This window comes from Aquabacterium commune, from assembly GCF_004362855.1.
GTDB classification, from domain to species: Bacteria; Pseudomonadota; Gammaproteobacteria; order Burkholderiales; family Burkholderiaceae_C; genus Aquabacterium; species Aquabacterium commune.
Genome location: NZ_SNXW01000002.1, coordinates 205238 through 231680, shown reverse-complemented (window position 1 = coordinate 231680; position 26443 = coordinate 205238). Strand labels below are relative to the sequence as shown.

The following is a 26443-nucleotide window of genomic DNA, read 5'->3' as shown; positions in this document are numbered from 1 at the left end:
GGGCTTGGAGGCGCGCTCGCATTCAAGTCCTGCTGAACGGCGTCCGATAAAGGATGGCCAGTTCGCGTCACCCCACAGTTTTTCGCCACCCAATGGACGACCTTCACCTCAGCGCCCCAGCGGCACGAATGGCACGAATGGCCCAGGCCGATGGTGTGCTGGCCGACGTCCTGGCGGCACGCGTCAGCCATGCGCGTACAAGGATGCTGTACGGCCACATGCCGGTCACCGCATGGACGCTGTGCGGCTTCACCATCGTGATCGGTGGCCTGATCCACTTCACGCTGCCCACACCATCCACCTGGCCCACGCAGGCCTGGCTGCTGGTCGCGCTGGTGCTGGCCGTCACGCGTGCCTTGCATGCCCAGTCATATTTCCGCGCGGCCGATCGCCTCGCGCCGTTCTGGCAGCACAGCTATTACTGGCTGACCCTGGTGTTCGGCCTGTGCTGGAGCGCCCTGCCATGGGCACTGCCCGTGCGCAACGACCAGCAACTGGCGACCGCGATCATCGGCGTGATGATCGGCATGGCGGCCACGGGCGCCGCGCAGATCAGCAGCGACCGGGCCAACGTGCGCGCCTGGACCGTGCCCATCCTGGTGTCTTCCGCCCTGTATTGCGCGAACACCGGCGGGCCGCTCGGGTGGTTTGGCTTCATCAGCATCATGGGGTTCCTGGTGATCCTCTGGCTGGAAGCCGACCGGGCCCACCACCGCATCGGCGAGATGCTGCGTCTGCGTTTCGAGAGCGAGGCGCTGGCGCAGGCCCGTGCCCAGGCCCTGCACGAGGCCGAGTCCCTGAGCGCCGCCAAGGGGCGTTTCCTGGCCACCATGAGCCATGAGATGCGCACGCCGCTGCACGGCATCCTCGGGCTGTCGCGCATGTTGCTGTCCCGCATGCACCGGCCTGAGGATCTGTCCCAGATCGGCCTGCTTCACAACGCGGGCGAGCACCTGCTGGGCGTCATCAACGACGTGCTGGACTTCTCGCGGCTCAAGGACCATGGTTTGCGGCTGAACCCCAGGCCGGTGCTGATCAACGAGCTGGCGCGCCACGTGTGCGAGCTCTCCCAGGTCACGGCGCAGGACAAGGGGCTGGTGGTGATGTTGCGCTCCAGCCTGCCCGATGACCTGTGGCTCATCCTCGACCCGGACCGCTTGCGCCAGGTCCTCACGAACCTGGTGGGCAACGCCGTCAAGTTCACCACGCAGGGGCACGTCATCGTCCGAATGGGGCTGGAGCCCGCCGAGGCCATCGCCGGTGCCGAGGGCGATTGCCGCGTCACCTTCGAGGTGCAGGACACGGGCCGGGGCATCCCCGAGGCGCACCTCGACAAGGTCTTCGATGCCTTCCACCAGGTCGATGCGCGCGATGGCGACCTGGTCGGTGGCACGGGGCTGGGCCTGAGCATTTCACAGCAGATTTGCGTGGCCATGGGCGGTCAGCTGCGCTGTGAAAGCCGCGTGGGCATCGGCACGACCTTCTCGTTCACCTTGAGCTGGCCTCGAACGAATCGCCCACCCTCCGATGCCGCCGAGGCGGGGTTGCGTCAGGACGCCTTCGGTGACGAGCCCGCCACCTTGCGCCTCGCCGGGCGTGTGCTGGTCGTGGAGGACAACCCCGTCAACGTGCTGGTGGCGCAAGCCACGCTCGAACGGTTGGGGCTGGAGGTCGTCGTCGCAGACAACGGGCGGCGTGCGCTGGAGTGGCTGCGCGCGCATGAGCCCGACCTCGTGCTGATGGACTTCCACATGCCGCTGATGGGCGGCATCGAGGCCACGCGCCGGATCCGCGAGCTGGAGTTGCAGCAGGGCTGGGCACCCGTGCCGATCGTGGCCATGAGCGCTGGCGACCCCATCGACGACCACCGGCACTGCCTCGAGGTGGGCATGAACGACCACATCCGCAAGCCCTTCGTGCCGAGCGACATGAACCGCGTGCTGCGCCGACACCTGGGCGTGCGGGTGGGGCGTCGAGATCCCGCGGCGAGGTCACCAACGCCGGCATCCGCCGTGGCCTGATGCGCGTGCCTCGTTGATGGGACTCAGCGGGGTTTCTTGGCGCTGCGCGGCTTCGAGCCCGCGCCGGCGCGCGGTGGCAGCCCCGTGTGCTGGGTCAGCATCTGCCCTGGCTTGGGGCGGCGCGCGCTGACCTTCGGCAGGTCCCGCGGGTCGTGTTCGGTGGCTTTGCCGCCACGGCGCGTTGGGCTTGCCTCGGACCCCTCGTTGCGCTGCACCCGCCCCACGGTCACCACCGACGTCTTCGTGCCGGCCTGGGTCGAATTCTTGCGACGCGCGCTCTCGTAGGTGCCGTCGGTGACGGGCTGGTAGGTCGGGATCAGGTGGTTCGGGCCGTTGCCGATCAGGTCACGGCGGCCCATGGCCATGAGCGCTTCGCGCAGCAGCGGCCAGTTGTTGGGGTCGTGGTAGCGCAGGAAGGCCTTGTGCAAGCGACGGCGCTTCTCGCCCTTGACGATGTCCACGCGCTCACCTTTGCGGGCATCGCGGCTGATGCCCTTGAGCGTGTTCATGCCGGAGTGGTACATGGCCGTGGCCGTGGCCATGGGGCTGGGGTAAAACGTTTGCACCTGGTCGGCCTTGAAGCCGTTGCGTTTGAGCCAGATCGCCAGGTTCATCATGTCTTCGTCGGTCGTGCCCGGGTGGGCCGCGATGAAGTAGGGGATGAGGTACTGCTTCTTGCCGGCTTCGGCGCTGTACTTCTCGAACAGCTCCTTGAAGCGGTCGTAGGCGCCCATGCCGGGCTTCATCATCTTCGACAGCGGCCCGGTTTCCGTGTGCTCAGGCGCGATCTTCAGGTAGCCGCCGACGTGGTGGGTCACCAGCTCCTTGATGTACTCGGGCGAGCGCACGGCCAGGTCGTAGCGCAGCCCCGAGCCGATCAGGATCTTCTTGATGCCGGGCAGGGCGCGGGCGCGCCGGTACATGCGGATCAGGGGGGCGTGGTCGGTGTTGAGGTTGGGGCAGATGTCGGGGTACACGCACGAGGGCTTGCGGCAGGCGGCCTCGATGACGGGCGACTTGCAGCCAATGCGGTACATGTTGGCCGTGGGGCCGCCCAGGTCGGAGATGACGCCGGTGAAGCCCTTGACCTTGTCGCGGATGGTCTCGATCTCGCGCAGCACCGAGGCCTCGGAGCGGCTCTGGATGATGCGGCCCTCGTGCTCGGTGATGGAGCAGAAGGTGCAGCCGCCGAAGCAGCCGCGCATGATGTTGATGCTGAAGCGGATCATGTCCCACGCCGGGATGACGGCGTCACCGTAGCTGGGATGCGGCGCGCGGGCGTAGGGCAGGTCGAAGACCAGGTCCATCTCGGGCGTGGTCAGCGGGATGGGCGGCGGGTTGATCCAGACGTCGCGGGCGCCGGGGCCTTCGCCGTGCCGCTGCACCAGCGCGCGGGCGTTGCCCGGGTTGGTTTCGAGGTGCAGCACGCGGTTGGCGTGGGCGTAGAGCACCGGGTCGTCCTTGAGTGCCTCGTAGGCGGGCAGGCGGATGACGGTGCGCTCGCGCGGTGGCATGACGATCTTGCCGGTGCGGGAGGCCGAGGTCGTGGCGGCGTCAGCGGCAGGCGCTTCCAGCTCGTCGGCTTCGTCCTCGTGGGCATGTGCGTGGGCCTGGGCCTGGGCTTGCGCCGGCACCATCACCTTGTCTTTCACCGAGGCGCGGATGTCAAGGCGGATGGGCTGGACCTGCACGCCCTTGCCGACCGCGTCTTTGACCGGGTCGAAGGCGCCGGCGTCTTCCAGTGCGCAACTCTGGCCCTGCTCGGCAGCGGCCTGGGCCATGCCCATGTAGGGGTTGATGTGCTGGTCGATGCGGCCGGGGCGGTCCACCTCGGTGGAGTCCAGCTCGAACCAGCCTTGCGCCGTCGGGTCGTTGCGGCGGCGGATGAAGGCGGTGCCGCGCACGTCGGTGATGGCCTCGACCGGTTCGCGCTCGGCCAGGCGGTGCGCGACCTCGATGATGGCGCGCTCCGCGTTGCCATACAGCAGCAGGTCGGCCTTGCTGTCCATCAGCACGCTGCGGCGCACCTTGTCGGACCAGTAATCGTAATGCGCGATGCGGCGCAGCGAGCCCTCGATGCCGCCCAGCACCACGGGCACGCCCGGGAAGGCCTCGCGGCAGCGCTGCGAATAGACGGTGGCCGCGCGGTCGGGCCGCTGGCCGCCGTTGCCGCCCGGCGTGTAGGCGTCGTCGCTGCGCAGCTTGCGGTCGGCCGTGTAGCGGTTGATCATGGAGTCCATGTTGCCGGCGGTCACGCCCCATAACAGGTTGGGCTTGCCCAGCGCCTTGAAGGGCTCGGCGCTCAGCCAGTCGGGCTGGGCGATGATGCCCACGCGGAAGCCCTGGTTCTCCAGCATGCGGCCGATCACGGCCATGCCGAAGCTGGGATGATCGACATAGGCGTCGCCCGAGACGATGACGATGTCGCAGCTGTCCCAGCCCAGCGCGTCCATCTCGGCGCGCGTGGTGGGCAGGAAGGGTGCCGGGCCGTAGCGCTTGGCCCAGAAAGGCTTGTAGCTGCTCAGGGGCTTGGCGGCTGGGCCGGGCGCTGGGCCAGGCAGAGTGACGGTCAGTTCGGGCATGGGGGTGACGCAGCGAGGCGTCGGCAGACAACCCGATATTGTCGCCTGTCGGGGCGAGCTTGGGGGGGTGTCAGAGGCCCCTGGGCTGGTGTGGTTTTGCGTGCGGTGGCTCGGCGGCAGGCCTTCTGCGCCTGGGGCGCAAGCTTGTCTTGGCCACAAGGGCCCGCGCGTCGCACAAATTGAGCACAATGGGGGCCTGTTTCATCCACGCCTTCGGGCTTTGAACATGCAGCGAATTTCGATGCGCCAGGGACTGGCGTCCAGATTGATGACTTTGATGCTGGCCGTGGTCTGCACGGCGGTGGCCGTGGCGCCCATGGACGCCGAGGCCAAGCGCCTGGGCAGCGGCCGCGCCTCGGGCATGCAGCGGCAGATGCCGGCCAAGCAGGCCGACACCTCGCCGCCGGCTTCGCCCAACAACGCGACGAACAACGCCACCAACAATGCCGCCGCCCGACCCAACCAGGCAGCGCCCGCCAACGCGGCCGCCGCGGCCGCGGCTCAGCCGGCCAAGCGCTCCTGGATGGGCCCGATCGCCGGCCTGGCCGCTGGTCTGGGCCTGGCCGCGCTGGCCAGCCACTTCGGTTTCGGTGAAGAACTCGGCAACTTCATGATGATGGCCTTGCTGGCCGTGGTCGCGATGGTGGCCATCGGCTGGATCATGCGCCGCATGCGTGGCGGTGCTGCAGCAGCCGGCAACGGCCCGCAGCTCGCTGGTGCTGGTGCGCCTTTCCCGCAGCGTGCACCCGAGCCGGTGGCCCCGCAGGCGCCCATGGCCCGTGACAGCTTTGCCGCCGGTGGCATGGGCATCGGCCCGGGTGCTGGTGCGGGCGGTGCTGTGGCGTCGACCGCCTCTGCCGCTGCCCCGGCAGGCTTTGACGCAGCTGGCTTCACCCGCATCGCCAAGATGATCTTCATCCGCATGCAGGCCGCCAACGACGAAGCCAACCTCGACGACCTGCGCAAGTTCACCACGCCGGAGCTGTTCGCATCCCTGCGTCTGGACCTGCAGGAGCGCGGCACGGCCAGGCAGCAGACCGATGTGATGCAACTGGACGCCGAGGTGGAGGACACCGCCCAGGAGCAGGGTCAGTGGGTCGTGTCCGTGCGCTTCCATGGCCTGATCCGCGAGGAAATCGACCAGGGCGCCCAGCCCTTCGATGAGCTCTGGCACCTGGTCAAACCGCTGGACGACAGCCGCGATTGGGCGATTGCCGGCATCACGCCCGTGCAGCCTTGAGTCTCTGGGTTCGCTGAAAGAAGGCGGGGGGCTTCGGCCTCTCATCCTTCTCGCCAAACAGCCCATGAAAAAGCCCGTCCCGGTTTGCGCCGGACGGGCTTTCTGACGTTTGACGCAGGCCTGTGCAGGCGCTGCGTCAGGAGCGGGTCAGGCCGGCATCAAGCTTTCTTGGCCCAGGCCGAGCACCAGCCCTTGCCGTTCACTTGCTTGCCACCCAGCAGGGGGCACACGCCCCAGGCATCCTTGCCTTGGTAGAACTGGCAGTTGGCGCAATTGCTGCCGGCCTTGTAGGTGGGGTACTTCTTGGCGTCCACCTTGGTGGCGTCGTGCTTGTAGCCCAGGCCGGTGGCGGCGGGGTCTTTCTCATCCACCTTGGCGGCATCGGCGGCGCGCACCGAAGTGGCGACGCCGAGGGCTGCGGCAGCGGGGACGAGGGTCATGATGAACTGGCGACGGCTGGTCATGGAAAGCTCCGGTGAGTGGGGGTTGCAGAGGGGTTGACCTTGAGTTGACGCATTTTCAGGTGATTCAAAACAAAACGCCAGGCTTCAGAATCGCTTCATTGAACTCAATTCGGGTTCATTGAAGTGAAAGACCAGCGTCATGATTGATTCAACCGATCCGGTCGATGCCGGGATGCCGCGCTACCGAAGCAGTGCGGCTGCTCGCATGGTAAACATTCCTGTGGCCACTTTGCGTGTGTGGGAGCGTCGCTACAACGTCGTGGGTCCCACGCAGGCGCCCTCTGGCCACCGACTGTATTCCAGCCAGGACGTGCGCCGCTTGGTGCTGATCAAGCAACTGGTGAACAAGGGCCACGCCATTGGCATGCTGGCGCGTGTCGAGACGCCCCGCCTGCAGGACCTCGTCAACGAGGCCGAGCAGACGGAGTCGGTGTTGGCGCGCGGCATCCCTTTGCCTGCGGGCGCGCCGGCCCGTGCGTCCAGCGCCTCGGGCTCGCCTGTTGTGCGCCTGCTGCTGGTCGGCACGGGCGCATCGGCCCGCTGGGGTGATGCGCTGAGGGGCATCGAAGGTTTGCAGGTGGTGGGCAGCGTGGACGACAGTGCCGTCTCCGAACTGGCGCTGCAGCAGGTGCAGGCCGACATGGTGCTGGCCGATCTGGGCGCCGTGCACATGGAGTCGGTGGACTGGCTCAGCCGCATGGTGCGCACCGTCGGCGCCCGCCAGATGATCGTCATCTACGGCTTTGCCAACACCCAGGTGCAGGAGGCCTTGCGTGCGCGTGCGGCGGTGTTGCGCCGCTCGCCGCTGGCGCCCGATGAGTTCCGCCAGACCGTGCTGGAAACCGTGCGCGGCTGGCGCAGTGTCAGCCAGGCGTTGCTGAGCTTGCCCGACCCGGCGCCTGCCCCGCGTTTCGACACCTCCGACCTGGTGGCCTTGACCGCCGCCATGCCCAAGGTGGCCTGCGAGTGCCCCAAGCACATGGCGGAGCTGATCACGATGCTGGGCCAGTTCGAGGCCTACAGCGCCGATTGCGAAAGCCGCCAGCCCGCCGATGTGGCCCTGCACGCCTACCTGTACCGCGTGGCCGGCCACGCCCGCGCGCTGATGGAGGAGGCCCTGGCCACGGTGGCCCAGGCCGAGGGCGTGACGGTGCCTGGGCGCAAGGTGGCCGCGTGAGTGCCGCGCCTTCAGCCGCTGTGGAGGACCCCGCCTGGTGGGCCGACGGCGTGGCCGTGGTGATCGGGGCCTCGGGTGGCCTGGGGGCCGGCTTGAGCGACGCCCTGGCGGCGCTGGCGCCACGGGGGGCTGAGCAGGTGCTGCGCCTGGGCCGGCACAGCGACCCGTCGCTGGACCTGCTCGACGAGGCCAGCATCGCCCAGGCCGCGCAATGGGTGCAGGGTCAATCCGATGCCCTGGCATGCCCTGTGCGGCTGGTGATCGACGCCACGGGCTGGTTGCATGGCGATGGCTGGACGCCCGAGAAAACCTGGCGTCAATTGGATGCTGCCCACATGGCGCACGCCTTCGCGGTCAACGCCATCGGCCCGGCCTTGCTGATGAAGCACTTCCTGCCCTTGATGCCCCGCCAGGCGCGGTCGGTGTTCGCCACGCTGTCGGCCAAGGTCGGCAGCATCGGCGACAACCAGCTGGGCGGCTGGTACAGCTATCGCGCGGCCAAGGCGGCGCTCAACCAACTGGTGCGCACCTCGGCCATCGAGCTGGCCCGCACCCACCCGCAGGCGGTGTGCGTGGCCCTGCACCCGGGCACGGTGGACACGGCCCTGTCCGCGCCTTTCGCCCGCACGGGCCTGACGGTGAGGCCGCCTGCCGAGGCCGCGGAACGCCTGCTGGGCGTGCTGGCCGGCCTCACGCCCGAGCGCAGCGGCCGGCTCATCGACCACACGGGGGGTGACCTGCCCTGGTGAGTGCCGTCAGGCGCCCGACGGCGTTGCGATCGGGGCGTCCTCGTCGTCCTCCACCAGGAAACCACCGCTCTGGTGCGACCACAGCCGCGCGTACAGCCCGCCTTGCGCCAGCAGCGACGCGTGGTCGCCTTCCTCGACGATGCGGCCCTGGTCCATGACGATGAGGCGGTCCATGGCAGCGATGGTGGACAGGCGGTGCGCCACGGCCACCACGGTCTTGCCTTCCATCAGCTTGTACAGGCTGGCCTGGATGGCGGCCTCGACCTCGGAGTCGAGCGCGCTGGTGGCCTCGTCGAGCAGCAGGATGGGCGCGTCTTTCAGCATCACGCGTGCGATGGCGATGCGCTGGCGCTGCCCGCCCGAGAGCTTCACGCCGCGCTCGCCCACGTGGGCCTCGAAGGCCTTGCGGCCGTGCGCGTCGGTCAGTGTCTGGATGAAGTCGGCGGCCTCGGCGCGCTCGGCGGCGCGGTGCATGTCGGCGTCGGACGCATCGGGCCGGCCGTAGAGGATGTTGTCGCGCACCGAGCGGTGCAGCAGCGAGGTGTCCTGCGTGACCATGCCGACCTGGGCGCGCACGCTGTCTTGCTGCACCTGGGCGATGTCCTGCCCGTCGATGAGGACGCGGCCCGACTCGACGTCGTAGAAGCGCAGCAGCAGGTTGAGGATGGTGGTCTTGCCCGCGCCGGAGCGCCCGACCAGGCCGATTTTTTCGCCCGGCCGGATGTGCAGGTTCAGCCCGTCGATGACGGTGCGCTGGCCGCCGTAGCCGAAGCGCACCTGGTCGAAGCGCACCTCACCGCGGCCGACTTGCAGCGCCGGCGCGCCGGGCTTGTCCACCACCGTGTGTGGCTTGGACAGGGTGTTGATGCCGTCCTGCACCGTGCCGATGTGCTCGAACAGCGCGGCCATCTCCCACATCATCCAGTGCGAGATGCCGTTCAGCCGCAGCGCCATGGCCGTGGCCGCCGCCACCGCGCCGATGCCGACCTGGCCTTGCACCCACAGCCACAGCGACACGCCCGTGGTGGCCAGGATCAGCAGCATGCTCAGCGTGTGGTTGACCACCTCGAAGCCGCTGACCAGGCGCATTTGCGCGTGCACCGTCTTCATGAACTCCTGCATGGCCGAGCGCGCGTGGCCGGCCTCGCGGTTGGCGTGCGAGAACAGCTTGACCGTGGCGATGTTGGTGTACGCGTCGGTGATGCGGCCCGTCATCAGCGAGCGCGCATCGGCTTGAGCGCGGGCGGTGGCGCTCAGGCGCGGCACGAACCAGCGCACCGCGCAGCCGTAGAGCAGCAACCAGCCCAGGAAGGGCGCCAGCAGCCACAGGTCGAAGCCGCCGACCACCGCCGTCATGGTGACGAAGTAGATGGTGACGAAGACGAGGATGTCGCCGACGATGAAGCAGGTGTCGCGCACCGCCAGCGCCGTCTGCATGACCTTGGCGGCCACGCGGCCGGCGAACTCGTCCTGGTAGAAGCCCATGCTCTGGTTGAGCATCAGGCGGTGGAACTTCCAGCGCAGGCGCATGGGGAAGTTGCCGGCCATGGCCTGGTGCTTGAGCAGGGTTTGCAGCCACACCAGCAGCGGGCTGGCGAGCAGGATTCCCACGAGCAGCAGCAGGTGCGTGCGTTGCGCCGTCCACAGCTGTGCCGGCGGGATGCGGCTGAGCCAGTCCACGATGTTGCCCAGCATGTTGAACAGCAGGGCCTCGAAGGCGCCGATGCTGGCCGTCAGCAAGGTCATGCTCAGCAGGAAGGGCCGCATGCCCTGCGTGTTGGCCCACACAAAGGCAAAAAACCCCTTGGGCGGCGCCGAAGGGGTGTCTTGCGGGTAGGGGTCAATGCGTCGTTCGAACCAGCTCAGCACGTCAGGGGGCTTTCCACAAACCGCCAAGGTTAACGCCTGGCGGCGGCCTTGTCAGGCGTGGGGGCTGGCTCAGTAGATGTCGGGCACGAACATGTCGGCCGGCACCGGGTTGCGAATGTAGTCCTCGTGGCGCTCGCGCGGGGGCAGATAGACCGGCTCGTGCTCGACCTCGTGGTAGTCGAACTGCGCGAGCAGGTGGTGCATGCAGTTCAGGCGGGCGCGCTTCTTGTCCACGGCCTGCACCACCCACCAGGGCGCTTCGGGGATGTGGGTGCGCTCCAGCATCACTTCCTTGGCGCGGGTGTAGTCCTCCCAGCGGCGGCGGCTTTCCAGGTCCATCGGGCTGAGCTTCCACTGCTTGAGCGGGTCGTTGATGCGGGCCAGGAAGCGCGCGCTTTGCTCTTCGTCGGAGATGGAGAACCAGTACTTGATGACGCGGATGCCGCTGCGCACCAGCATCTTCTCGAACTCGGGCACGGAGCGGAAGAACTCTTCGAGGTCTTCGTCGGAGCAAAAGCCCATGACGCGCTCGACACCGGCGCGGTTGTACCAGCTGCGGTCGAACAGCACGATCTCGCCGGCCGCCGGAAGGTGGCTCACGAAGCGCTGGAAATACCACTGGGTTTTTTCGCGGTCGTTGGGCGCGGGCAGGGCGGCCACGCGGCAGACGCGCGGGTTCAGGCGCTGGGTGATGCGCTTGATGGCGCCGCCCTTGCCGGCGGCATCGCGGCCTTCGAAGAGCACGACCACGCGCTCGCCGGTGTGCACGACCCAGTCCTGCAGCTTGACCAGCTCGCCTTGCAGGCGGAACAGCTCGCGGAAATAGACGCGACGGGATTCGCGGGCTTCGTCGCTCAGGCCGGCCGGACCGTCGAGGATGCGGTCATCGACCTCCAGCTCCAGCTCTTCGTCGTAGCTGTCGATGACGTCTTCCTGCAGGCGGCGCAGGGTGTCAGCGTCCAGCGGGTTGTGCGGCGAGTTCATGGCGGTCTGGTGGCATCTTGATCAAAACGAGCATGTTGCCAGGGCAATGTGTCATTTTGATGAGGTGGGCGAATTGCTGCACACCTGTGCAGTTGCGTCGCATAATCCGCGACATCCTGGTTCTCGTGGCCCCTCGTGGCCCGGCTCTCCCATGTTCAGCTCCCTGGTGTCGTTCGTCAAAGCCTCGGTGGCCAGCGTCGTGCTGGCCGTCAACACGGTGCTCATCTTTTCGTTGATGATCCCGTTCGCCCTGCTCAAGCTGGTGCTGCCCTTCCAGGCGGTGCGCCGCGTGACCGACGTCGTGCTCAACGGGCTGGCCAGCTTCTGGATCGCCGTCAATGGCGTGTGGATGGCGGCGGTGGGCCACACCCGCTGGCAGGTGTCGGGCATGGAGGGCTTCAGCCCGCGTGGCTGGTACCTGGTCAGCAGCAACCACCAGAGCTGGGTGGACATCCTGGTGCTGCAGAAGGTGTTCCGTGGCCGCATCCCCTTCCTGAAGTTCTTCATCAAGCAGGAACTGATCTACGTGCCCGTCATCGGCCTGGCCTGGTGGGCGCTGGACTTCCCCTTCATGAAGCGCCGCGGCGGCGCCTCGGCCCAGAAGGACCTGGAGACCGCGCGCAAGGCCTGCGAGAAGTTCAAGGTCATCCCGACCTCGGTGATCAGCTTCATGGAAGGCACGCGCTTCACGCAGCACAAGCACGACCAGCAGAACTCGCCTTACACCCACCTGCTCAAGCCCAAGACCGGCGGCGTGGGCATGGCGCTGGAGACCATGGGCGACCTGTTCGATTGCCTGGTGGACGTGACCATCGTGTACCCCAAAGGCGTGCCCACCTTCACGGACCTGTTGACCGGCCACATCGAAGACATCGTGGTGACCGTGCGCCAGCAGCCCATCCCGAAGCACCTGCTGGTGAGCGCCGATGGTCGCCCGGCCGACCGCTCGAAGGTGCAGGCCTGGATCAATGGCCTGTGGCAGGCCAAGGACGCCGAGATCGCGCAGATCCTGGCGGGTGCTCAGACCTCGGGCCAGCGCCCGGGTCAGCGCGTCGCCTGAGACGCTGAAGCCGCTGACGTGGCCTGTGCCGCCTGCCATGCCTGCAATGGCGCACGCAGGCGCTCGAAGTCGCGCGGTGCGACGTACTGCAGCAACTCCTTGCCCTCGCTGTCGAGGATGACGTCCAGGCCCTTGTCGGGGTAGAGGAAGTGCTCCTGGCGGTCGTTGCTGCGCAGGCGTGCGGCCGGCGTGCCGAAGCGCGCCAGGATGATGTCGGCGTCCAGGCTGGCCTGCGGAATGAAGCTCAGGGCGACGATGCGGGCCTGCAGCGCCAGGGCCTCGTCCTCAGGGCGCAGCGTGTACTTGCGCGTCGTGCTTTCCATGAACTCGGATTTCAGCGCGCGTTCGCGCAGGCTGCGCAGCGTGGCCGGGCTTGACGCGGGCAGCGCTGCCGTGACGACCAGCTTGCCAGCGATGAAGCCTGCCTGTGCCGGGTCCACGAAGGCTTCCAGCGAGCCATCTTCACCGGGGGCCGCGATGATGGCGATCTGGGTGTCTGCGCCGAAGCGTTGGCGCACATCGGCCAGGGTGCCGGCGCCGAGCGCCAGCCCCAGCGCCTCGCTGCTGCCGTCGGGGTGTGCCGTGACCAGCCAGGGCGGGGGCGTGCCTGCCGCTTTGGCCGCCTGGCCTTGGGGGTTGCCTTGTGGGTCGCCTGACGCGGGGCCGAACCACTGCGGCCCGCGCACGATGGCCAGGGCGGCGAGCACGGACACCGCCGTGGCGCTCAGGATGGTGTGCCAGGTCTTCATGCGCGCCAGCCCGTGTCGGTGCGGTCGAGCTTGCGGATGAGCGCAGGCCACACGAAGGCGCCGCCCATGCCACCGGTTTGCACCTTCATGGCGTGCGCCACGCCTTGCACGATCTGCGGGTTGACCTCGGTGAGCGGCACGCCGCCGCTTTGCGCGGCCAGCTGGATCTGGCAGGTGGTTTCGAAGATGTACATGTTCAGGAAGGCATCGGCGATGGTGCGGCCGACGGTCAGCAGGCCATGGTTGCGCAGCATCAGGAAATTCTTGTCGCCCAGATCGGCTTGCAGGCGCGGCTTTTCGTCCTCGCGGAAGGCCACGCCCTCGTAGGCATGGTAAGCGAGTGAGGCCAGCACGAAGGTGCTTTGTTGCGAGATGGGCAGCACGCCACCCTGTTGCGCCGAGACGCCCACGCCGGCGCGCGTGTGGGTGTGCAGCACGCAGCCGGCGTCTTCGCGCACGGCGTGCACCGCGCTGTGGATGGTGAAGCCGGCCGGGTTGACGGGGAAGGGCGAGTCACTGAGCTTGTTGCAGTCCTGATCGATCTTGACCAGGCTGGAGGCGGTGATCTCATCGAACATCATCCCGTAGGGGTTGATGAGGAAGTGGTGCTCAGGCCCAGGGATGCGCGCCGAGATGTGGGTGAAGACGAGGTCGCTCCAGCCGTACAGCGCCACCAGGCGGTAGGCGGCGGCGAGGTCCAGGCGCAGTTGCCACTCTTCGGGGCTGACTTGGGCTTGCAGGGAGGGGGTCATGCGTGTCTCCTGGATGTTGCTTGGGCGGTGGCAAAGGTGCCGTCGAGTTGCTGGCGCAGCACGTTCTTTTGCACCTTGCCCATGGCATTGCGTGGCAGCTCGCTCACGCTGAAGATGCGCTTGGGGCATTTGAAGCCGGCCAGTTCGTCCTTGATGGCGCGGATGAGCTCGGCCTCGTGCAGCGTGTGCCCTGGCTGCGGCACGACCACGGCCACCACGCCTTCGCCGAAGTCGGGGTGGGGCACGCCCACCACGGCGGATTCGGCCACCCCGGGCAGCTTGTCGAGGTGGCTTTCCACTTCGGCCGGATAGACGTTGAAGCCGCCGCTGATGACGAGGTCCTTGGCGCGGCCGACCAGGTGGACGTAGCCCTCGGCGTCGATGCGGCCGACGTCGCCGGTGCGGAACCAGCCGTCGTCGGTGAAGGCTTCTGCCGTCTTGTCGGGCAGGCCGAGGTAGCCGCCGAAGACATTGGGGCCTTGCACCTCGACGTGGCCAGTGACGTTGCGCTGCACGTGCAGGCCCGCGTCATCGACGATGCGCACGCCCACGCCGGGCAGGGCGCGGCCCACGCTGCCGCTCAGGCGCGGGCCCCCGCTGTCGCGGCAGGGGTTGGAACACAGCATGCCGGTTTCGCTCATGCCATAGCGCTCCAGGATGGTGTGGCCGGTGCGCTGGGCGAACTCGTCGAAGGCGGCGGGCAGCAGCGGGGCCGAGCCGCTGACGAACAGGCGCATGTGGGCGGTGGCCGCAGCGCTCAAAGCCGGTGAGGCCAGCAGGCGGCCGTACATGGTGGGCACGCCCATGAAGAGGGTGGCGCGCGGGGCGTGGGCGTCGGTGATCTGCGCCAGCACGCCGGCCGCGTCGAATTTGTCCAGCCAGCGCATCGGGGTGGCCGACAGCAGCGCGCAGTGGCTGGCCACGAACAGGCCGTGGATGTGGAAGACGGGCAGGGCGTGGAGCAGGCAGTCGTCCTGGCGCCAGTCCCAGTGGCGCAGCAGCGTTTGCGCGTTGCTCAGCAGGTTGCCGTGGCTGAGCAGGGCGCCCTTGCTGCGGCCGGTGGTGCCCGAGGTGTAGAGGATGGCGGCGAGGTCGTCGAGGCCGCGTGGTGCCACGGTGTGCACGTCGCTGTGCAGCGAGGCGTGGGTCAGCAGGCTGCCCGTGCGCTGGTCGCCCAGCGTGAAGAGGTGGCCGACCTGGCTGTGCGCGGCCAGCGGGATCACCCAGTCCTGGTCGGCCGGGCGGCACACCAGCATGGCCGGGCGGGCGTCTTCCAGGAAGTGGGTGAGCTCGGCGGCGCGGTAGGCCGGGTTCAGCGGCAGGTAGGTGCAGCCGGCACGCAGCGTGGCCAGGTAGAGCAGCAGCGATTCGACCGACTTGTCCACGTGCGCGGCCACGACCGGTGGGCGGCCTTCGCGGCCACGCAGGCGCAGGCTGTCGATCAGGTTGGCCAGCATGGCCGTGGCGCGGTCGAGGTCCTGCCAGGTGTAGGCCAGTCCCTGGCCGGTCAGGATGGCGGTGCCCTGGCTTTGGACGGGCCAGGCGGCTTGCAGCGCGGTGAACAGGTTCATGGGCCAGGGCTCCTTCAGGTCAGCGCTCGGTGCGCCACCCGCAAAGGTAACTCAAGCCGCGTCGTTGGCCGCGCGCAGGGCGGGCGGTTCGTGCCCGTTGGGCTGCCCCTCGTGGCGGTAGAGGCACACGCGGTTGCGGCCTTCGCGCTTGGCGGTGTAGAGCGCCTCGTCGGCATGGGCGAGCATGGCGTCCACATCGTGGTGTTCGGCGCGCCATTGCACCGCGCCGATGCTGACGGTGGCGTAGATGGTCTGGCCGTTGAACTCGATGGGGCGCTGGTCGAGCGCCGCGCGGATGCGCTCCAGCGCGACGATGGCCTCGTCCTGCGGCGTGGAGGTCAGCATCACGGCGAACTCTTCGCCGCCGATGCGGGCGGGCGTGTCGGTGTCGCGCAGGGACTCGCGCAGCACCTCGGCAAAGACCTTGAGCACGGCGTCACCGGCGGCATGGCCGTGGGTGTCGTTGATGTGCTTGAAGTGGTCGAGGTCCATCAGCGCCACGGTCAGGGGCGTGGCGTAGCGGCGGGTCTGCGTCAGGCCGGCGGCGGCCACGTCGAAGAAGTGTCGCCGGTTGGCCAGGGCCGTGAGGGCGTCGCGGCTGGCCAGGCGGTGCAGCTCCTGCTCGGCGCTGACGCGGGCGGTTTCCTGATCGCGGGCGTGGAAGAGCGTGCCCAGCGTCACCACCAGGGGTTCGAGCAATTGCACGAGGGACTCGTCAAAGCCCTCGGGCCGGTTGCCCAGGCCGATCATGCCCACGACCTTGTGGTCGAAACGGATGGGCAGGCCCAGGAAGTTCTTCAGCTCGGCGTGGCCCTCGGGCAGGCCGCGGCTGGCCGGGTGGCTGGGCAGGTGGTTGGCCATGACGACCTCGTTGGCCGTGACGGCATGGCCGAAGAGGTTGTCCAGGCGGGTGAACAGCAGGCCATCCTCGCGTTGCGTGTGGCTGGGGCCAGGCACGACGTGGTGGTCGCGCCAGCCGGCCTCGGAGATGGTGGGCACCAGCAGCTGAGGCTCACCGTTCGGGCCTGGCTGGACCACGCCGATGAAGCCGACCACGCACTCGCTGATCGTCAGCAGGTGCTCGAACAGGGCCTCGCAGGCGTCGTGCACGCTGCGGTTGAGCAGGAAGGACGTTTGTGCCTGGTTGAGCAGGTCCAGCAGTTGGCGCTGGCGGTTGCGCAGGGCTTCTTTCTGCTTGTCTTCGCTGATGTCGATGAGGGTGCCGACCACGCGCACGGCGCGGCCCTGGCGGTCGTACTCGACCACGCGGCCGTAACTGCGCACCCAGATGTAGTGGCCGCGCTTGTGGCGGATGCGGTATTCCAGCGCCACCACATCGCCCGAACCCTGGCGGTGGTCGTGCGTGGCGCGGTCGATGTGCATGCGGTCGTAGGGGTGGACGCGGTCCATCCAGCCGAGGTTGCTGTGCTCCAGCTCGTCTTCGCGGAAGCCCAGCATGGCCGCGGCGCGCGAATTCAGCATGCGCTCCTGGGTGAGGTAGTTCAGGTCCCAGGTGCCGATGCGGGCCGATTCCAGCGCCAGGTAGAGGCGTTCCTTGGTAGCCTCGATGGACGACTCCAGCTGCTTTTGCCGCGTCAGGTCGAAGAGGTAGCTGCGGATGCGCAGCAGGCGGCCATCGGCGTCGCGGTCGGCCTGGCTGACCTGGTGCAGCCAGCGCGGGTGGCGGCCGGTCTGCTTGAGGCGGAAGCTCAGCGCCAGCGAGGGCAGCTCGCCCACCGCGTGGCTGCTCAGGCCGGTCTGGACCAGGGCCTGGTCGTCGGGGTGGACGATGGCCTCAAAGGGCTTGCCGGCGCGCAGTTGCTCGGCGAAGGTCTCGCCCAGGATGCCGCCCAGGTTGGCCGACAGGTACACGGGCTTGGGCGGCACGGCCGCGTCCCACACCATGGCGCCCACCGGGCCGGCGGCGAACAGGGCGCGCTCGCGCTGGGTCTGGCGGCGCTCGCGGTGTTGGGCCAGCTGGCTGTGCACGAGCTCGGCAAAGCGCGCCAACAGCTGCAGCTTGCGCTCGTCGAAATCGTGGCGAGGGCGTTGGTCCAGCACGGCCAAGGTGCCCACCACCTGGTCGTCGAACACCAGGGGCACGCCGGCGTAGAAACGCAGCGGCGGGATGCGGCGGCTGACGAGGTCGTTGTCGGCGAAACGGTCATCGAGGCGCAGGTCGTGCGCGAGGATGGTGCGGCCCGAGGCCACCACATGGGCGCAGAAGCTGTCTTCGCGCGGCCACTGCGTCGCGTCCAGGCCGTGGTGCGAGAGGATGCGCAGCAGCGTGCGGTCCATCAGCGAGACCAGGCACAGCGGCACTTCCAGCACCTCGGCGGCCAGGGCGGTCACGCGGTCGAGGTCGGTGTCCGCGCCAGCGTCCAGCAGGTCCAGGTCTTGCAGGACAGCCAGTCGGAGGTCTTCGTCCCTGGGCAGGGGGGCTGCTGGCATGCTTGCAAGGCTCCGTGGCGGGTGGCGTCCGTGCGCGATGGCATCAAAAGTAAGCGGCATGTTACAAGTAAGCGCATGGCTTTTCCGTGACGTGCCAGGCACTTTTTGAGGGGCCCATCCCGCGCTGTGCCGGGCGTTTTCAGCTGGTGAACAAATCCGTTTTTTCGTGGGGCCGATGCATCAAAAAAGGCGCGCCGGCCTGTGCCGTGCGCGCCTGTGTTCGCCGTGAAAAAAGGCGAATGGATGGCCTCAGACGTTGATCGCAGAGGCCGAACCGGCCTGCTTGCGCAGCTCGAATTTCTGGATCTTGCCGGTGGAGGTTTTCGGCAGCTCGCCGAACACCACCGCGCGCGGGATCTTGAAGCCGGCGAGGTGCAGGCGGCAGTGCGCCACGATGTCTTCGGCCGTGACCTGCGCACCGGCTTTCAGCTCGATGAAGGCGCAAGGCGTTTCGCCCCATTTCTCGTCGGGCTTGGCGACCACGGCGGCGGCCATCACGGCGGGGTGGCGGTAGAGCACGTCTTCGACCTCGATGGACGAGATGTTCTCGCCGCCCGAGATGATGATGTCCTTGCTGCGGTCTTTGATCTTCACATAGCCGTCGGGGTACATCACGGCCAGGTCGCCCGTGTGGAACCAGCCGCCCGCGAAAGCCTCTTGCGTGGCCTTGGGGTTCTTCAGGTAACCCTTCATCGTGATGTTGCCGCGGAACATGATCTCGCCCATGGTCTCGCCATCGGCGGGCACGGGCTGCATGGTGATGGCGTCCATCACGGCGATGCCGCGCTGCAGGTGGTAGTTCACGCCCTGGCGCGCGTTCAGGCGGGCACGCTCGCCCACGTCCAGCGCGTCCCACTCGGCGTGCTTGACGCACACGGCGGCGGGGCCGTAGATCTCGGTCAGGCCATAGACGTGGGTGAGGTCAAAGCCCATCTGCTCCATGCCCTCGATCATGGCGGCGGGCGGTGCGGCACCGGCGACCATGGCCTTGACCTGCTGCGTGATCCCTTGTTTGAGCTCAGCCGGCGCCGCCACCATGGCCGCGTGCACGATGGGCGCGCCGCAGTAGTGGGTCACGCCATGCGCGCGGATGGCATCGAAGATGGCTTTCGGGTCCACCCGGCGCAGGCAGACGTTGACGCCCGCGCGGGCCGCCACCGTCCAGGGGAAGCACCAGCCATTGCAATGGAACATGGGCAGCGTCCACAGGTAGGTGGCGTGCTTGGGCATGTCCCATTCCAGGATGTTGGAGATGGCGTTGGAGGCCGCGCCGCGGTGGTGATACACCACGCCCTTGGGGTTGCCGGTGGTGCCCGAGGTGTAGTTCAGGCTGATGGCGTCCCACTCGTCGGCGGGCAGCTGCCAGTCGAAATGGGCATCGCCCTCGGCCACGAACTGCTCGTAGGTGAGGCTGCCGATGGGCTTGGACTTGCCGGTGAAGAGCGCGTCTTCGGTGTCGATCACCAGCACCTCGCGCTGGTTCTGGCGCAGCGCCAGGGCCTGGGCCATCACGCCGCTGAATTCGGGGTCCACGATGACGACCTTGGCCTCGCCGTGGTCCAGCATGAAGGCGATGGCTTCGGGGTCCAGGCGGGTGTTGAGCGTGTTGAGCACCGCACCGGCCATGGGGATGCCGAAGTGGGCTTCGACCATGGGCGGCGTGTTGGGCAGCATCACGGCGACCGTGTCGCCCAGGCCGATGCCGCGGCGCTGCAGGGCGCTGGCCAGCTGGCGGCAGCGGGCGTAAGTCTGCGCCCAGGTCTGGCGCAGTTCACCATGGACGATCGCGGTGCGCTGCGGGTAAACCAGCGCGGTGCGTTCGATGAAAGACAGCGGGGTGATGGGCGCGAAATTCGCGGCGGTCTTGGGCAGGTCTTGCGCGTAGATGTGGCTGGCGTGGTTCTGGGCGGACATGGGTGGGTTCTCCGGGTGAAACGCGTTCCTTGTGGGAACGACGGCATCCTGCACCATGAAAACCCTGGCGTGAATCGGGCCAATCCCCCGACGGGTGCCCCGCTATGCAGCCTCTTTGCGCGCGATCAAAGCCATGGAGTCCAGCGTGGTGTCGCCCACGATGCGCTGGCCTGCGCAGTCATAGGCCGGGGCGTTGGCGTCAAAGCCTGCGGCCTGCAATTGGCGCCTTTGTTGCGCCAGGGTGATGTAGTACAGCATCACGCCGTGGTTGTGGCACTTGTCGTTGATGACCGCGTACTCGGGCGTGTGGACCTCGTGGCGGAGGTGCCGAAGGCGTTGCACCACGCTGATGGTCGTGTCCCGCAGGTGACGGATGCTGCGCACCAGCAGGCGTGCCGGGTTGGGTGAGGCCTCGAACTCCGGGAAGCAGAAGCCGGCGCTGGCCTCGGGGCTGTTGCGGTTGTAGGTGGTGAACAGGAAGACGCCTTGCGGCTTCAGCACGCGGTGCACCTCGCGCATGATGGCCAGCCGGTCGCCGTGCCCGACCATGCTGATGCCATTGCAGCTGAACACGGCCAGGTCGATGGACGCGTCCGCGATGTCGGCCATGTGGCGTGCATCGGCGTGCGCGAAACGCACTTCGGGGTAGCGGGCCTGGCTGGCCGCGACCATCTCCGGGCTGTAGTCGATGCCCAGGTAGTTGGTGCTGACTTCGCGCAATGCGGTGACGGTGCGCCCGCCTCCCACGCCGATGTCGAGGATGGCACCACCGCGGACCTCGTCGCAGACTTCGTCCAGCGCGGCCCGCTCATGGGGCAAGAGTTCGTCGGGGCGGGCGTAGTGCGCAACCACTGCGGCAGAGCGCATGGTTCGCAGGTTGATGCGGTCGATGTCGTGGCTCATGGGCGCATGTTAACGGGCGGCGACGGCCGTGCAACGGGGCTGTGTGTCAGTCTGCCGGGGCCTCGGCCACCACATGGATGCGCGCACCCGCCATGGCCACGACCTGGCCGGCGCGGATCTTGGCCGTCTTGCGCAACTCCTGCTGGCCGTCCACCTGCACCAGGCCGTCTGCGACCATGAGCTTGGCCTGCCCGCCGCTGTTGGCCAGGGCGCAGGCCTTGAGCAGGCGGTCCAGGGTGATGAAGTCGCCGCGCAGGGGGAAAGTGATCTGTTGGAGTCGGGTCATGGAGGGGAGGCTGGGAGGCACGCAAAGCGCACCAAGGGAAAACCGCGGCGCATCGCGCTGGGAAGGATGTCACGAAACATGCACAATCCCGCCATTGTGGCGTTGGCTGTGCTCAGAATGAAAAAGACCGATCTCGTGAAGAACCTGGAAAAGAAGATCAAAGGCAAGATGCAGGCGGCGGGCGTGCCCGGCCGCTTTGCCGAGGGGGCGGCCCAGTTGCCCGACCGCCGCGAGCAGCGCAAGCTCGATCAGGCAGCCGGCCTGGTGCCTTTTGCCGTGAAGCTGCATGGCGACCTTGTCAAGCAATTGCAGGCCTTGGCCGAAGCGGGCGACGGCAACCTCAACGCCCTGGTGGATGAGCTGTTGCGCGCCGGTTTGAGCACGCAGCCGGCATCGGCCGAAGCCGCACCGAAGCCGGTGGCGGCCAAGAAGGCCCCCGCCAAGAAGGCCCCCGCCAAGAAAGCCCCGGCCAAGAAAGCTGCCGCCAAGGCAGCCCGCTGACCTGATCACCGAGACGATCACCGAGCCGATCACCCCGACCGATGGAGACCGACATGAACCGACCCATGATGCACCTGGTGGACCCGCAGACCGGCGAGTCCAACCCCGCCGACATCCGTCGCGTCTTTGATTCGCAAGAGGCCACAGCGATCGCCTGGCGCGAATCCACCATCGCCGAGCGCATCGCGCGCCTGAAGAAGCTGCGCGAGGCCATGATGGCCCGCCGCGAGGACTTCTACGCCGCCTTCCAGAAGGACTACCGCAAGCCTTCGGCCGAGGTCGAGGCCACCGAGTTCATGCCGGTGCTCGACGAGATCCGCCACGCGATCGGCAGCCTGAAGAAATGGGCGTCTCCGAAGCGCGTGTGGCCGACCATGGCCACGGCCTTCACGCAAAGCTGGATCGAGGTCCAGCCGCGCGGTCGCGTGCTCATCGTCGCGCCCTGGAACTTCCCGCTCAACCTGTGCTTCGGCCCGCTGGTGTCGGCCCTGGCTGCCGGCAACACCGTCATCCTCAAGCCCTCGGAGATGACGCCCGCCGTCAGCACCGTGATGGCCGAGGTGATCGCCAGCATCTTCGCGCCCAACGAGGTGGCCCTGTTCGAAGGCGCGCTGCCGACCTCGCAGGTGCTGCTGGACCTGCCCTTCGACCACATCTTCTTCACCGGCTCGCCGGCCGTGGGCAAGGTCGTGATGGCCGCGGCCGCCAAGCACCTCACCAGCGTCACGCTGGAGCTGGGCGGCAAGTCGCCCGTCATCGTCGATGAAACCGCTGACCTGAAACTGGCCGCCGAGACGCTGATGTGGGGCAAGCTGGCCAACTGCGGCCAGATCTGCGTGGCCCCCGACCACGTCTTCGTGCACGAATCGGTGAAAGACCGCTTCGTGCTGGCCTGCCGCGCCGTCATCGCCGAACGCTACGGCGCCACGCCCGAAGCGCAGCGCAGCAGCCCGCACTTCGCGCGCATCATCAACCAGCGCCACACCCAGCGCATCGCCGGCCTGCTGAACGACGCGCAAACCCGTGGCGCCAAGGTGCTGCTGGGCGGTGTGGACCTGGCGCAGTGCTACATCGCGCCCACGCTGCTGGAGCAGGTGCCCGCCGAGGCCAGCATCATGTCGGAGGAAATCTTCGGCCCGGTGCTGCCCGTCATCACCTACCGCGATGTCGATGAGGTCGTGCGTGAAATCAACGCCAACCCCAAGCCGCTGGCGCTGTACCTGTTCAGCACCAACAAGGCGCGCACCCGCCGCCTCATCGAGCAGACCAGCTCGGGCGGCGTGGCCATCAACCACTGCGTGCTGCACTACGCTCACGGCAACCTGCCTTTCGGCGGCGTGAACAACTCCGGCATCGGCAGCGCCCACGGCGAGTACGGCTTCAAGGCCTTCTCGCACGAGCGTGCGGTGCTGAAGTCCGGCCCGGTGCTGATGGCCAAGCTCTTCTTCCCGCCCTACACCGGCTTCAAGCAAAAGATCATCCGCTGGACGGTGGACTCGCTCAAGCTGCCCTCGCTGTTCTGAGCGACCTGCGCAAGGCCCTGGGCTTGACCGATAATCCGGGGCCATCCGAGGGCCACAGCCCGCCACCCTGGCGGGCTTTTTGCTTCTGAGAATCCGTGGACACCTTCATTCAGCAACTGATCAACGGCCTGGTGCTGGGCAGCATGTACGCCCTGGTGGCGCTCGGCTACACCATGGTGTACGGCATCATCAACCTCATCAACTTCGCCCATGGCGAGGTGCTGATGGTGGGCGCGCTGGTGAGCTGGACGGTGGTCACAGCCCTGGGCGACACCGGCTGGCCGGGCTGGGTGCTGCTGAGCATCTCGCTGGTGGCGGCGGTGCTGGTGTGCATGGCGCTGAACGTCGCGATCGAAAAGCTCGCTTACCGGCCCTTGCGCAATGCGCCGCGCCTGGCGCCGCTGATCACGGCCATGGGCATGTCGCTGCTGCTGCAGACGCTGGCCATGATCCTGTGGAAGCCGGACTACAAGCCTTACCCCATCCTGTTGCCCGACGAGCCCTACGAGTTCATGGGCGCGACCATCAACCTGGTGCAGATCCTGATCCTGGGCGTGACGGCGGTGACCCTGGCCGGCCTGATGGCCCTGATCCATGGCACCTCGCTGGGCCGGTCCATGCGCGCCACGGCCGAGAACCCCAAGGTGGCCCAGCTCATGGGCGTGCAGCCTGACCGCGTGATTTCGGCGACCTTCATGATCGGTGCGGCGCTGGCCGCCCTGGCCGGCGTCATGTGGGCGGCCAACTATGGCTCGGTGCAGCACACCATGGGCTTTTTGCCCGGCCTGAAGGCTTTCACCGCGGCGGTGTTCGGTGGCATCGGCAACCTGGGCGGCGCGGTGGTGGGCGGCGTGCTGCTGGGTGTCATCGAGGCGCTGGGCGCGGGCTACATCGGCGAGCTCACGGGCGATGTGCTGGGCAGCAATTACCAGGACATCTTCGCCTTCACGGTGCTGATCCTGGTGCTGACGCTGCGGCCGCAGGGCCTGCTGGGCGAACGCGTGGCGGACCGGGCATGAGCGGCGCGCTCGGCATGAAAGGCACGCGCCTGTTCCTCGCCTGCGCCGTCGCGCTGGCCGTGCTGCCGCTGGCGCTGCAGCCCCTGGGCGAGGCCTGGGTGCGCATCCTTGACACGGCCTTGCTCTACATCTTGCTGGCGCTGGGCCTGAACATCGTGGTGGGCTTTGCCGGCCTGCTCGACCTGGGCTACATCGCCTTCTACGCCGTGGGCGCCTACCTGTTCGCGCTGCTGGCCTCGCCCCACTTGACCGACAACCTGCCGGCGCTGGCCGCGATGTTCCCGGGCGGCCTTCACCTGCCCTTGTGGGGCGCCATCCCGCTGGCCGCGGTCGTGGCCGCGCTGGTCGGTGTGCTGCTGGGCGCGCCCACGCTGAAGCTGCGTGGTGATTACCTGGCCATCGTCACACTGGGTTTTGGCGAAATCATCCGCGTGTTCATGAACAACCTGGACGCGCCCGTCAACATCACCAACGGGCCGAAGGGCATCAACAGCATCGACCCCATCCGTGTGGGCGGGCTCAGCCTGGGCGAGCCCTGGCACCTGCCTGGCTGGTTGCCGGGGGGCTGGGGCGGCTTCGCGCTGCCCTCGGTGACGCTGCACTACTACCTCTTCCTGCTGATCGTGGTGGGCGCGGTGGTGCTGACCCAGCGCCTGCACGACTCGCGCCTGGGCCGGGCCTGGATGGCCATCCGCGAAGACGAGATCGCCGCCAAGGCCATGGGCCTGAACACGCGCAACCTCAAGCTGCTGGCCTTCGGTCTGGGTGCGTCCTTCGGGGGCGTCTCGGGCGTGCTGTTCGCCAGCTTCCAGGGTTTTGTCTCGCCCGAATCGTTCAGCCTGCAGGAGTCGGTGCTGGTGGTGGCCATGGTGGTGCTGGGCGGCTTGGGCCACATCCCCGGCGTCATCCTGGGCGCCTTCCTGCTGGCCGCGCTGCCCGAGGTGCTGCGCCAGGTGGCCGGGCCGCTGCAGGCGATGACGGGGGGGCGGCTGGACGCGGCCATCCTGCGCCAGTTGCTGATCGCGCTGGCCATGATCGGCATCATGCTGGCCCGCCCGCGTGGGCTGTGGCCTTCGCCGCGCCACGAAGACCGCCTGATGCCTGACGAGGGCGCGCGATGACATCGGCTGCCACCACACCGCTGCTGGACGTCCAGGGCGTGGGCAAGCGCTTTGGCGGCGTGCAGGCGCTCAGCGACGTGGGCCTGCGCATCCAGGCCGGCCAGGTGCATGGCTTGATCGGGCCCAACGGCGCGGGCAAGACCACTTTCTTCAACACCATCACGGGCCTGGTGCCCAGCGACACGGGCCGCTTTGCGCTGGCCGGGCGCGCCTACCAGCCCACGGCGGTGCACCAGGTGGCGCAGGCCGGCATCGCCCGGACCTTCCAGAACATCCGCCTGTTCGCCGACATGAACGCGCTCGACAACGTCCGCGTGGGCCGCCATGTGCGCACGCAAGTGCCCTGGTGGCAGGCGGTGCTGCGCACGAAGGCCTTCCTGCACGAGGAACTGCAGATCGAGCGCGACGCCCGCGCCCTGCTCGATTTCGTCGGTCTGGGCGACAAGGCCCTGCAAACGGCGCGCACCCTCAGCTACGGCGACCAGCGCCGGTTGGAGATCGCCCGCGCCCTGGCCACCGAGCCCAAGTTGCTGGCCCTCGACGAGCCCGCCGCCGGCATGAACGCGACCGAGAAAGGCGCCTTGCGCGAACTCATCGAACGCATCCGCCAGCAGGGCCGCTCGGTGCTGCTGATCGAGCACGACGTCAAGCTGGTGATGGGCCTGTGCGACCATGTCACCGTGCTGGACCAGGGCCGGGTGATCGCCAGCGGCACGCCCGCCGAGGTGCAGCGCGATCCCGCCGTGATCGCGGCCTACCTGGGCACGGGAGCCCACGCATGAACGCTGCAACGCCTTTGCTGGAACTGCGCGACGTGCGCATCGCCTACGGCGGCATCCAGGCCGTCAAGGGCCTGAACTTGCACCTGAACGCGGGCGAGTTGGTCAGCCTGATCGGCGCCAATGGCGCGGGCAAGAGCACCACGCTCAAGGCCATCTGCGGCCTGCTGGCGCCCAGCAGCGGCGAGGTGCGCTACCTGGGCCAGGCGGTGCACGCCCAGGGCCCGTGGGAGCTGGTGGCCCAAGGCCTGGTGATGGTGCCCGAGGGCCGCGGCATCTTCGCCCGCATGAGCATCGACGAGAACCTGCGCATGGGCGCCTACCTGCGCCGCGATGGCGAGGTCGAGGCCGACATCGCCTCGGTGTACCAACGCTTCCCGCGCCTCAAAGAGCGCCACCGCCAGCTGGCCGGCACCCTCTCGGGCGGCGAGCAGCAGATGCTGGCCATGGGCCGCGCCCTGCTGGCCCGCCCCAAGCTGCTGCTGCTGGACGAGCCCACCATGGGCCTGGCCCCGATCATCGTGGACCAGATTTTCGAGGTGGTGCGCGACGTGCACCGCCAGGGCGTGACGGTGCTGCTGGTCGAGCAAAACGCGCAGCGTGCGCTGGAGATGGCCGACCGCGCCTACGTGCTCGACTCCGGCGAGTTGGTGCTGCAGGGGACGGCGCGCGAGCTGCTGAACGACGCACGGGTGCAGGCGGCTTATTTGGGCGCTTGAGCGCGTCGG

Annotated in this window: 22 protein-coding genes; 11 read left to right on the top strand and 11 right to left on the bottom strand. The window is 68.0% G+C overall.

Annotated features, from left to right (window positions below; all coding sequences use genetic code 11):
• Positions 1–137 precede the first annotated feature (137 nt).
• Positions 138–2021 carry an ATP-binding protein gene (locus EV672_RS04865; RefSeq protein WP_166643454.1) on the top strand — a complete coding sequence of 628 codons (1884 nt, stop codon included), beginning with the start codon at positions 138–140 and terminating at the stop codon, positions 2019–2021.
• A 23-nt stretch (positions 2022–2044) separates the two neighbouring features.
• Here the strand turns inward: EV672_RS04865 and EV672_RS04860 are convergent, their stop codons facing one another.
• The gene (locus EV672_RS04860) at positions 2045–4603 is read right to left on the bottom strand and encodes a YgiQ family radical SAM protein (protein WP_133606842.1); all 2559 of its coding nucleotides are present in this window, start codon (positions 4601–4603) and stop codon (positions 2045–2047) included.
• Positions 4604–4871: 268 nt separating this feature from the next.
• Here EV672_RS04860 and EV672_RS04855 point away from each other — a divergent pair, with 268 nt between their 5' ends.
• On the top strand, positions 4872–5843 hold the full coding sequence (locus EV672_RS04855) for a Tim44 domain-containing protein (RefSeq protein WP_243738527.1): 972 nt from the start codon (positions 4872–4874) through the stop codon (positions 5841–5843).
• A 158-nt stretch (positions 5844–6001) separates the two neighbouring features.
• On the opposite strand, the gene EV672_RS04850 is transcribed toward EV672_RS04855, so the two are convergent.
• A complete protein-coding gene (locus EV672_RS04850; RefSeq protein ID WP_133606839.1) occupies positions 6002–6307 on the bottom strand; it encodes a high-potential iron-sulfur protein in 306 nt (101 codons plus the stop codon).
• A gap of 139 nt (positions 6308–6446) precedes the next feature.
• Here EV672_RS04850 and EV672_RS04845 point away from each other — a divergent pair, with 139 nt between their 5' ends.
• Positions 6447–7484 carry a MerR family transcriptional regulator gene (locus EV672_RS04845; protein ID WP_133606837.1) on the top strand — a complete coding sequence of 346 codons (1038 nt, stop codon included), beginning with the start codon at positions 6447–6449 and terminating at the stop codon, positions 7482–7484.
• The gene (locus tag EV672_RS04840) at positions 7481–8233 is read left to right on the top strand and encodes an SDR family NAD(P)-dependent oxidoreductase (RefSeq protein ID WP_243738526.1); all 753 of its coding nucleotides are present in this window, start codon (positions 7481–7483) and stop codon (positions 8231–8233) included. Before EV672_RS04845 ends, EV672_RS04840 begins: the two co-directional genes overlap by 4 nt.
• A gap of 6 nt (positions 8234–8239) precedes the next feature.
• On the opposite strand, the gene EV672_RS04835 is transcribed toward EV672_RS04840, so the two are convergent.
• Together EV672_RS04835 and ppk2 are read right to left on the bottom strand one after the other, a co-directional pair.
• Entirely contained in the window at positions 8240–10102 is a 1863-nt protein-coding gene (locus EV672_RS04835; RefSeq protein ID WP_133606835.1) for an ABC transporter ATP-binding protein, read from the bottom strand.
• Positions 10103–10171: 69 nt separating this feature from the next.
• Positions 10172–11086: a polyphosphate kinase 2 gene (gene ppk2, locus EV672_RS04830; protein WP_133606834.1), complete on the bottom strand. Its 915-nt coding sequence runs from the start codon at positions 11084–11086 to the stop codon at positions 10172–10174.
• A gap of 151 nt (positions 11087–11237) precedes the next feature.
• On the opposite strand from ppk2, the gene yihG reads away from it, so the two are divergent.
• Entirely contained in the window at positions 11238–12146 is a 909-nt protein-coding gene (gene yihG, locus EV672_RS04825; RefSeq protein WP_133606832.1) for a 1-acylglycerol-3-phosphate O-acyltransferase, YihG family, read from the top strand.
• On the opposite strand, the gene EV672_RS04820 is transcribed toward yihG, so the two are convergent.
• The 7 genes from EV672_RS04820 to EV672_RS04790 form a co-directional block, all read right to left on the bottom strand.
• Positions 12131–12895, bottom strand: coding sequence for a hypothetical protein (locus EV672_RS04820; RefSeq protein WP_133606830.1), 765 nt, complete (start codon positions 12893–12895; stop codon positions 12131–12133). The two genes, yihG and EV672_RS04820, sit on opposite strands and share 16 nt — an antisense overlap.
• Positions 12892–13647: a class II aldolase/adducin family protein gene (locus EV672_RS04815; RefSeq protein WP_133606829.1), complete on the bottom strand. Its 756-nt coding sequence runs from the start codon at positions 13645–13647 to the stop codon at positions 12892–12894. The genes EV672_RS04820 and EV672_RS04815 overlap by 4 nt, the downstream gene beginning before the upstream one ends.
• Positions 13644–15218, bottom strand: coding sequence for an AMP-binding protein (locus EV672_RS04810; protein WP_133606827.1), 1575 nt, complete (start codon positions 15216–15218; stop codon positions 13644–13646). Before EV672_RS04810 ends, EV672_RS04815 begins: the two co-directional genes overlap by 4 nt.
• A 51-nt stretch (positions 15219–15269) precedes the next feature.
• Positions 15270–17669 carry a sensor domain-containing diguanylate cyclase gene (locus tag EV672_RS04805; protein WP_166643452.1) on the bottom strand — a complete coding sequence of 800 codons (2400 nt, stop codon included), beginning with the start codon at positions 17667–17669 and terminating at the stop codon, positions 15270–15272.
• A 249-nt stretch (positions 17670–17918) separates the two neighbouring features.
• Positions 17919–19583, bottom strand: coding sequence for an acyl-CoA synthetase (locus tag EV672_RS04800; protein ID WP_133606824.1), 1665 nt, complete (start codon positions 19581–19583; stop codon positions 17919–17921).
• A gap of 102 nt (positions 19584–19685) precedes the next feature.
• The gene (locus EV672_RS04795) at positions 19686–20486 is read right to left on the bottom strand and encodes a class I SAM-dependent methyltransferase (protein WP_133606822.1); all 801 of its coding nucleotides are present in this window, start codon (positions 20484–20486) and stop codon (positions 19686–19688) included.
• A 46-nt stretch (positions 20487–20532) separates the two neighbouring features.
• Positions 20533–20772 carry an RNA-binding S4 domain-containing protein gene (locus tag EV672_RS04790; protein ID WP_133606821.1) on the bottom strand — a complete coding sequence of 80 codons (240 nt, stop codon included), beginning with the start codon at positions 20770–20772 and terminating at the stop codon, positions 20533–20535.
• Positions 20773–20889: 117 nt separating this feature from the next.
• On the opposite strand from EV672_RS04790, the gene EV672_RS19280 reads away from it, so the two are divergent.
• The 6 genes from EV672_RS19280 to EV672_RS04755 all read left to right on the top strand — a co-directional run bounded on the left by EV672_RS19280 (position 20890) and on the right by EV672_RS04755 (position 26434).
• Positions 20890–21273 (top strand): hypothetical protein, encoded by a 384-nt coding sequence (locus EV672_RS19280; protein WP_166643451.1) that lies wholly within the window; start codon positions 20890–20892, stop codon positions 21271–21273.
• A 53-nt stretch (positions 21274–21326) separates the two neighbouring features.
• The gene (locus EV672_RS04775; RefSeq protein ID WP_133606819.1) at positions 21327–22796 is read left to right on the top strand and encodes an aldehyde dehydrogenase family protein; all 1470 of its coding nucleotides are present in this window, start codon (positions 21327–21329) and stop codon (positions 22794–22796) included.
• A 95-nt stretch (positions 22797–22891) separates the two neighbouring features.
• Complete coding sequence (locus tag EV672_RS04770; protein WP_133606818.1) at positions 22892–23815, top strand: branched-chain amino acid ABC transporter permease; 924 nt, start codon at positions 22892–22894, stop codon at positions 23813–23815.
• 14 nt (positions 23816–23829) lie between these two features.
• Entirely contained in the window at positions 23830–24936 is a 1107-nt protein-coding gene (locus tag EV672_RS04765) for a branched-chain amino acid ABC transporter permease (protein WP_133607354.1), read from the top strand.
• Complete coding sequence (locus EV672_RS04760) at positions 24933–25718, top strand: ABC transporter ATP-binding protein (RefSeq protein WP_133606816.1); 786 nt, start codon at positions 24933–24935, stop codon at positions 25716–25718. The genes EV672_RS04765 and EV672_RS04760 overlap by 4 nt, the downstream gene beginning before the upstream one ends.
• Positions 25715–26434 carry an ABC transporter ATP-binding protein gene (locus EV672_RS04755; RefSeq protein ID WP_208110709.1) on the top strand — a complete coding sequence of 240 codons (720 nt, stop codon included), beginning with the start codon at positions 25715–25717 and terminating at the stop codon, positions 26432–26434. Before EV672_RS04760 ends, EV672_RS04755 begins: the two co-directional genes overlap by 4 nt.
• Positions 26435–26443 lie beyond the last annotated feature (9 nt).

Coding starts and splice junctions, on each gene's coding strand:
- EV672_RS04790 (WP_133606821.1), bottom strand. CDS start 20,772: ATGACCCGACTCCAACAGATCACTTTCCCCCTGCGCGGCGACTTCATC.
- EV672_RS04865 (WP_166643454.1), top strand. CDS start 138: ATGGCCCAGGCCGATGGTGTGCTGGCCGACGTCCTGGCGGCACGCGTC.
- ppk2 (WP_133606834.1), bottom strand. CDS start 11,086: ATGAACTCGCCGCACAACCCGCTGGACGCTGACACCCTGCGCCGCCTG.
- EV672_RS19280 (WP_166643451.1), top strand. CDS start 20,890: ATGAAAAAGACCGATCTCGTGAAGAACCTGGAAAAGAAGATCAAAGGC.
- EV672_RS04810 (WP_133606827.1), bottom strand. CDS start 15,218: ATGAACCTGTTCACCGCGCTGCAAGCCGCCTGGCCCGTCCAAAGCCAG.
- EV672_RS04755 (WP_208110709.1), top strand. CDS start 25,715: ATGAACGCTGCAACGCCTTTGCTGGAACTGCGCGACGTGCGCATCGCC.
- EV672_RS04800 (WP_133606824.1), bottom strand. CDS start 19,583: ATGTCCGCCCAGAACCACGCCAGCCACATCTACGCGCAAGACCTGCCC.
- EV672_RS04860 (WP_133606842.1), bottom strand. CDS start 4,603: ATGCCCGAACTGACCGTCACTCTGCCTGGCCCAGCGCCCGGCCCAGCC.
- EV672_RS04765 (WP_133607354.1), top strand. CDS start 23,830: ATGAAAGGCACGCGCCTGTTCCTCGCCTGCGCCGTCGCGCTGGCCGTG.
- yihG (WP_133606832.1), top strand. CDS start 11,238: ATGTTCAGCTCCCTGGTGTCGTTCGTCAAAGCCTCGGTGGCCAGCGTC.
- EV672_RS04845 (WP_133606837.1), top strand. CDS start 6,447: ATGATTGATTCAACCGATCCGGTCGATGCCGGGATGCCGCGCTACCGA.
- EV672_RS04775 (WP_133606819.1), top strand. CDS start 21,327: ATGAACCGACCCATGATGCACCTGGTGGACCCGCAGACCGGCGAGTCC.
- EV672_RS04855 (WP_243738527.1), top strand. CDS start 4,872: ATGACTTTGATGCTGGCCGTGGTCTGCACGGCGGTGGCCGTGGCGCCC.
- EV672_RS04820 (WP_133606830.1), bottom strand. CDS start 12,895: ATGAAGACCTGGCACACCATCCTGAGCGCCACGGCGGTGTCCGTGCTC.
- EV672_RS04850 (WP_133606839.1), bottom strand. CDS start 6,307: ATGACCAGCCGTCGCCAGTTCATCATGACCCTCGTCCCCGCTGCCGCA.
- EV672_RS04815 (WP_133606829.1), bottom strand. CDS start 13,647: ATGACCCCCTCCCTGCAAGCCCAAGTCAGCCCCGAAGAGTGGCAACTG.
- EV672_RS04760 (WP_133606816.1), top strand. CDS start 24,933: ATGACATCGGCTGCCACCACACCGCTGCTGGACGTCCAGGGCGTGGGC.
- EV672_RS04795 (WP_133606822.1), bottom strand. CDS start 20,486: ATGAGCCACGACATCGACCGCATCAACCTGCGAACCATGCGCTCTGCC.
- EV672_RS04805 (WP_166643452.1), bottom strand. CDS start 17,669: ATGCCAGCAGCCCCCCTGCCCAGGGACGAAGACCTCCGACTGGCTGTC.